The sequence below is a fragment of the Frankia sp. CeRuru1 genome (genome assembly GCF_977966315.1).
In genome coordinates, this window is record NZ_CDWWEW010000302.1 from 1 (window position 1) to 6399 (window position 6399).

Annotated in this window: 6 protein-coding genes; 2 read left to right on the plus strand and 4 right to left on the minus strand. The window is 72.3% G+C overall.

The features are described 5' to 3' along the window. Positions 1-103: 103 nt before the first annotated feature. Both bioD and AC08OP_RS18560 read right to left on the minus strand, forming a co-directional pair. Positions 104-820, minus strand: a complete 717-nt coding sequence (gene bioD, locus AC08OP_RS18555) for a dethiobiotin synthase (RefSeq protein ID WP_476615351.1) — start codon at positions 818-820, stop codon at positions 104-106. Positions 821-850: 30 nt separating this feature from the next. Beyond that, the gene (locus AC08OP_RS18560) at positions 851-2017 is read right to left on the minus strand and encodes an 8-amino-7-oxononanoate synthase (protein WP_476615352.1); all 1167 of its coding nucleotides are present in this window, start codon (positions 2015-2017) and stop codon (positions 851-853) included. A gap of 100 nt (positions 2018-2117) precedes the next feature. Between AC08OP_RS18560 and AC08OP_RS18565 the strand changes: the two genes are divergently transcribed. Next, entirely contained in the window at positions 2118-3581 is a 1464-nt protein-coding gene (locus tag AC08OP_RS18565; protein WP_476615355.1) for a sensor histidine kinase, read from the plus strand. A gap of 434 nt (positions 3582-4015) precedes the next feature. Here AC08OP_RS18565 and AC08OP_RS18570 read toward each other — a convergent pair whose 3' ends face one another. Next, positions 4016-4264, minus strand: a complete 249-nt coding sequence (locus AC08OP_RS18570) for a WhiB family transcriptional regulator (RefSeq protein WP_011438134.1) — start codon at positions 4262-4264, stop codon at positions 4016-4018. 558 nt (positions 4265-4822) lie between these two features. On the opposite strand from AC08OP_RS18570, the gene AC08OP_RS18575 reads away from it, so the two are divergent. Then, the gene (locus AC08OP_RS18575; RefSeq protein ID WP_476615353.1) at positions 4823-5596 is read left to right on the plus strand and encodes a glycerophosphodiester phosphodiesterase; all 774 of its coding nucleotides are present in this window, start codon (positions 4823-4825) and stop codon (positions 5594-5596) included. A gap of 27 nt (positions 5597-5623) precedes the next feature. Here AC08OP_RS18575 and AC08OP_RS18580 read toward each other — a convergent pair. Then, positions 5624-6399: diacylglycerol/lipid kinase family protein (locus AC08OP_RS18580; RefSeq protein WP_476615354.1), on the minus strand; the 776-nt coding region annotated here is incomplete at its 5' end.

Sequence of the window (6399 nt, forward strand, 5' to 3'; positions counted from 1 at the left end):
CGCATGCACCCAGGTGCATGCGCACCCATTGTCGAACCGGCGCGCGGATGTGGGGCCGGATTCCCGAACACCATCGAGCCCCGAACACCATCGAGCATGGTGGTTATGTCTCGTAGCGAGCCCTGAACTCCTGGGCATGGAACGTGCCGCCCAGTGCCGGTTGCAGCGAGGCACGCGCCACGGCCAGGAACTCGGGCTGGGCCAGCAGGCCGGCTCCCGCCGGGAGGACGCCGGCCAGCGGCCGGGCGGCCAGGCTTTCCAGGTCGGTGAGGTTGCACCGGCAGGCCAGGTCCGGTTCGGCCGGCCAGGACCCGACCACCACACCGACGAGGTCCAGGCCGCGGTGCGCCAGCGCCTCCAGGGTCAGCGCCGTGTCGTTCAGAGCGCCTAGGCCCGCGGCGGTCACGACGAGCACTGGCGCCCGCAGCACCCGGGCCAGGTCGGCGAGGGTGGCGCCGCCCGCGTCGTAGCGGACCAGCAGGCCGCCGGCGCCCTCGACGAGGACGAGATCGCGGCTGTCGGCGAGTGTGCCGATCCGGGCGGCGAGCTCGTCGAGGTCGACGGCCCGGTGCCCGGACCTGCGGGCGGCGGTGGCCGGAGCGAGCGGGTCGGGGTAGCGGGCCAGCTCGTGGACGTCGGTAATCCCGGTCAGATCGCGGACGAGGTCGACGTCACCCAGCTCGCCGGGGCCGACACCGGTCTGGGCCGGTTTCACCACCGCGACCGCGCGGCGTCGGTCGTGCGCGAGCGCGCCGACCGCGGCCGTCACCACCGTCTTGCCGACCCCGGTGCCGGTCCCGGTCACCACCAGGACCGTCATCGGGCTAGGACCGTCATCGGGCTAGGACCGTCATCGGGCCAGGACCCCGGCGGCGGCCAGCGCGTCGGTGACGATCGCGAGGTCGGCATCGGTGAGATCGGCCCGGGCGGCGAGGCGCAGCCGGCTGGTCCCGACCGGCACCGTCGGTGGCCGGAAGCAGCCGACGGCCACCCCGTGCCCGCGGCAGGTCGCCGCGGCCGCGGTCGCGGGTTCGGGATCCCCAATGATCACCGAGACGGCGGCCCCGGCGGGATCCGGCGCGCCGGTCAGGTCGGCGAGCTGACGGGCCCGGCGCCGGACGGTGCTGGGCAGCTCCGGGTGGGCCCCCAGAAACTCCAGGGCGGCCAGCGCGGCGCCCACGTTCGCCGGGGCGAGGCCGGTGTCGAAGATGAAGCTGCGGGCGGTGTCGATGAGGTGATCGCGCACGGCCACCCCGCCCAGCACCGCACCGCCCTGGCTGCCCAGCGCCTTGGACAGGGTGGCCGTCGCCACCACATCCGGCTTCCCGGCGAGGCCTGTGGCGGCGAGTGCCCCACGACCGGCGGGCCCGACCACCCCGAGCGCATGGGCCTCGTCGACGACCAGGACCGCTCCGTGGGCCCGGGCGGCCGCGTGCAGTTCGGTCAGCGGGGCGAGATCGCCGTCCGCGGAGAACACCGACTCGGTCACGACGAGTGCCCGCCGCCAGGGGCGTCCAGCGAGGGCCGCCGCGACCGCGGCCACATCGGCATGCGGCGTCACGACGACGTCCGCCCGGGACAGCCGGCAGGCGTCCACGATCGAGGCGTGGTTCAGCGCGTCCGAGACGACCAGGTCGCCGGGGCCGGCCAGGGCGGTGACCACCGCGAGGTTCGCCGTGTAGCCGGAGGAGAAGACCAGGGCCGAGGCGAATCCGGCGTGCGCGGCGAGCGCGTTCTCCAGCTCCCCGTGCAACGCGGTCGTCCCGGTCACGAGCCGGCTCCCGGTGGCCCCGGCACCCCAGGCGCGCAGGGCGCGGATCCCGCCGTCGACGACCACCGGATGACGACCGAGCCCGAGGTAGTCGTTGCCCGCGAGATCGACGAGCACGCCCGCGCCCGGCTTGTCCGGGCCGCCCCGCGGGCGTAGCTCGCGGCGCAGCCCGGCGGCGACCCGGGCCCGGGCGTGGCCCGCGAGCCAGGCGAGCGGCGCGGCCGCCGCGGCATCATCGACGGTCACAACGGCCAGCGTACGGGTATCGACCACTGTGATGGGGTGCCCGCCACCTCACGAACCCAGCCGGTCTGGCAGTCTGCGAGCCGTGGGAACCCTCGCCGACATGCTGCGCGCGAGCACGGATCTCAGCGACGACGACATCGACCACCTGCACGCGCTCGTCGCGGACTGGGCTCTGCTCGCCGACCTCTCCTTCGCTGATCTGTTGCTGCTCGTGCCTGTCCGCTCCGGCTCGGGGGCCAGTCGGGGCGGCCACGCCAGCGGAGCCGAATTCCTCGTCGTGGCCCAGGTCCGTCCCACCACCGGTCCGACCGCGTACCACAACGACGAGGTCGGCAGCGTCGTGATCAATCGCTGGGTGGTCCAGAACGCCTGGCGGGAACACCGGATCGCGCGGGAGGGCGAGCCCGAGTGGGACGGCGGGGTCCCGGTGCGGACCGAGGCGATCCCGGTCCGGCGGGGTGACGAGGTGATCGCCGTCCTCGCCCGGGACACCAACCTCGCGACCACCCGGACGCCGAGCGCGCTGGAGTCGGCTTATCTGCAGGGTGCCAACAACCTGGCCCTGATGATCGCCGAGGGCGCCTTTCCGTTCCGCGGCAGCTCGGCGGAGCTTCCCGAGTCCCCCCGGGTGGGCGATGGCATGATGCGGCTCGACGGCGCCGGAAAGGTGATCTTCGCGAGCCCGAACGCGCTCTCGGCGTACCGCAGGCTCGGCTACACCGGCAATGTCACGGGCGAGGACCTCCGCTCCGTGCACCGGGCGCTGAACCTGTCCGCCGCGACCCCGGCGGTCTGGCACGCGCTCGGCCGGCGTCGGCCGGTGGAGGTGGAAGCCGCGGTCGGGAGCACGGTGGTGCTCCTGCGGGCGATCCCGCTCTTCCCCGGGGCGACCCGGGAGGTGCTGGTACTCGTCCGGGACGTCTCCGAGCTGCGTCGCCGCGAGGCGCTGCTGCTGAGTAAGGACGCGACGATCCGTGAGATTCATCACAGGGTCAAGAACAATCTACAGACCGTAGCCGCCCTGCTGCGGTTGCAGATGCGGCGGACGAAGGCCGACGAGGCGCGCTCGGCGCTGCGAGAGTCGGTGCGCCGGGTCACCTCGATCGCGGTCGTGCACGAGACGCTGTCCCAGAGCCTGGGGGAGAGCGTGCCGTTCGACGAGATCGCCGACCAGATCACCTCGGTCACGGTGGATCTGGCCTCCACCGGGGCTCGGGCGAACACCCGCCGGACCGGGTCGTTCGGGCGGCTTCCCGGCGAACTCGCCACCCCGTTGGCTCTTGTGCTTTCCGAACTTCTACAGAATGCTGTAGAACATGCGTTCGACGGTTCGGCGGGTTCCATCGAGATCCGGGTCAGCCGCCTGGCAGACCGGCTTGATGTTGTCGTGGCCGACGACGGTGCCGGGCTGCCCGAGGACTTCCAGCTCGAGCACTCGCCAAGGCTGGGGTTGCAGATCGTCCGCCAGCTGGTGCTGGGCGAGATGCACGGCACTATCCGGCTCCAAGCCGGTCCAGAGTGCGGGACGGAGGCGCTCCTGTCGATCCCACTTTCTGAAAGTTGAGTGTTTAGGGTGCCCGGGAGGGGGTATCCCCCAAGATGTGTCCCTCGTCCATGGCCGTCGTGCCGTCGTGCCGATGTGGCGTGCTCGTGGGGGCCCGGGTCGGGAGCGTCCCGGGCGGTGGTTCGCCTGAGCGGGCCCGATCGCCGGGAGGCGCGGTCGGGGGCAGAAAACATTACGGCCGCCCCGTCCGCGTCGCGCCGCATTGCTGCGGCGGGCGCGCGGACAGAACGGCCGATGCTGCTGCCAGCTACCCCCGTGCTGCGGTACGGGTTGTGGCATGATCTCATGCGGCGACCACTGTGGTCCGCCGGTGGATCCGGTGGTGCCGGTTCCGGCGGGCAGGGCCTGCCGCGAGCGGGTGTTGTTGTTCGGACCCGGGACGTGGTGCCGGTTCCTCGGGCGCTGTCGGCCCGCCGTCGGGGACGGTCTTGCGGTCAGGCGGTTCGAACCCGGAGTCGGACCTGGCGCTTAAGCGCCCGGCGTTCGTCCTCGCTCATCCCGCCCCAGACACCGGAGTCCTGCCCGGTGTCCAGTGCCCAGTTGAGGCAGTCACTCGTGACTGCGCACCGCGCGCAAACGGCCTTTGCCTCTTCGACCTGGCGTTCCGCCGGACCGGTTGTACCGATCGGGAAGAAGAGCTCGGGATCCTCGTCACGGCAGAGCGCTCTGTGGCGCCAGTCCATGCGTACAACTCCCTCTCTCGTCTCGGGCCACACTGCACATGAGACGCTTTGTGAGCCGCTACGGTTGTGCCGAGGTGAAAATAAATTGAGCAGGATGTCTGCTCGGCCTCGGCGGCGGGCCGTAGAGCGGGTTGCCGGGTGTCGGTGAGCCCGGGTGCACGTGCATCCACCTCGGACATTCGCCACCCTCCCACCCGAACAGGCAACGGCGCAAGAACCTGCAAGCCTCTTCACAGCCTGGCTGGCCTGCACTTGTCCGGCAGGGACACAGGCGGACCACGGGGGGCGACCGTCTCCTTAGCTGGCCGACGTGTCACGGGAGCCCCGATTGCCAGGGGATGTCACACTCCGTCGCACCGATCGTTACCGGTGCGGCCGGTGGGCGGCCCGGATCCTCGGCGATCAAGCCGCCGATGTCAGGCCAGTCGGTCATGGATCCGTTCTGTGCTGTCCGGGGGCTGCCCGAGGGCTGTCTGAGGGCTGCTCCGGCGCCGGTGTGCGCCGTCATCCCGGCCCGATCTGACCCGCTCGCGCCGCCGGAGATGGCAGGGTTGGAGCATGGAGGTTCTCGGTCATCGTGGCAGCAGGGTTCCCGGCCCGGAGAACACGGTCGAGGCGGTGGATGCCGCGTTGCGGGTGGGCGCCGACGGTGTCGAGGTCGACGTGCGGCGCAGCGCGGACGGCGACCTGGTCTGCGTGCACGACGCGCGGCTGTCCCGCCCCGCCGGCCGGGCGGTGATCCGGCAGACCACGGCGGCGCTGCGGGCCCGGGGCATTCCCCTGCTCGATGAGATCCTTGACGTGTGGGATGGTCGCGGTCGGCTCATCTGTGAGATCAAGAACCAGCCCGGGCAGCCGGACTTCGACGCACCCCGGGAGCAGACCGCGCGCCGGCTCGCCGAGACGCTGCGGGCCCGGGGATGGGCCGGCCGCCGGCCGGACGCCGCCGACCTCGACGCCGGTGCCGGCGGCATCACGGTGTCGTCGTTCGACTGGTTCGCCATCGAGGCGGTGCGTGACGCCGGCCTCGCGGTCACGACGGCGTTCCTCACCATGCCCCGGATGTCGGTGAGCGGCGGCCTCGCCTACGCACGGTCGGCGGGCCACACCGAACTGCATGTGCACACCAGCGCGGTGCTCGGCACCTCCGACGCGGCTGGACGGGCGCGCGAGGCCGGCGTCCGGCTGATCACCTGGACGGTGACCAGCGTCGAGGACGCCCGGCGGATCCGCGACGCGGGCGTCACCGGGGCGATCTGCGACGACCCCGTGGAGATCCGCCAGGCACTGTCCCGGCCGGACGGGACCCCCACCACGGCGCTCGACGCCTGAGCGGACATTCTCCCGGGCGGGCAGCCGTCAGGCGACGACGCGCAGCGCGTGCGGATGGTGGGTCAGCAGCACCTCGGAGAACATCCCGAGATACTCGCCGTCCATCTGCACCGGCAGGGGTGTGTCCGTGGAGAAGCGAATCGACGACGTGTCGTGGCGGCGCACCACGTTGCGACCGCGCGGACCCTCGCCGTCGGTGAGTATCCGCGAGGCGGCCCACAGCACGCTGGGCAACCGCACCCGCCGCAGCGCGAGGAGGTCCAGACCGGTGTCGAAGGACGCGTCCGGGCAGGCGAGGACGGGACGGGAGTTGAGGTAGGTCCACGGGCGGGTGTTGCAGACGATGCAGAAGGCGATGTGCTCCTCGGCCCGCCTGCCCGCTGGGCCGGTGCTCCCGGGGCCGGTGCTCCCGGGGCCGGTGCTCCCGGGGTCGGGGGCCGAGCCGGCGTCGGTGGTCGTCAGGGTGATGGGCGAACCGCGGCGGTCGGTGCCGTGGAGGATCTGACCCGCCGCGGTCCGCAGGAACAGGCCGGCGGTGTTGCGCCTGCCCTCGCCACGCTTCTCTTCGACCCGCGCGACGACCTGGGCATCCAGACCGATGCCGAAACAGAACGTGAACCAGCGCCGTTCGTCGCCGTACTGAGCCTGGCCGAGGCTGATCCGCCGGGTGCGGCCCTCGCGGAGCGCGCGCAGCAGCTCGCCGGTCGCCTCCACCGGTGACGCAGAGTAGCCTAGCGCGCGGGCGAAGACGTTGGTGCTGCCACCCGGGACCACGGCGAACGCTGGGCCGCCCGGTACTGGAC

Excerpts from the sequence above, each read along its gene's own strand:
- bioD (WP_476615351.1), bottom strand. The coding sequence starts at position 820 with ATGACGGTCCTGGTGGTGACCGGGACCGGCACCGGGGTCGGCAAGACG.
- AC08OP_RS18565 (WP_476615355.1), top strand. The coding sequence starts at position 2,118 with ATGCTGCGCGCGAGCACGGATCTCAGCGACGACGACATCGACCACCTG.
- AC08OP_RS18570 (WP_011438134.1), bottom strand. The coding sequence starts at position 4,264 with ATGGACTGGCGCCACAGAGCGCTCTGCCGTGACGAGGATCCCGAGCTC.
- AC08OP_RS18575 (WP_476615353.1), top strand. The coding sequence starts at position 4,823 with ATGGAGGTTCTCGGTCATCGTGGCAGCAGGGTTCCCGGCCCGGAGAAC.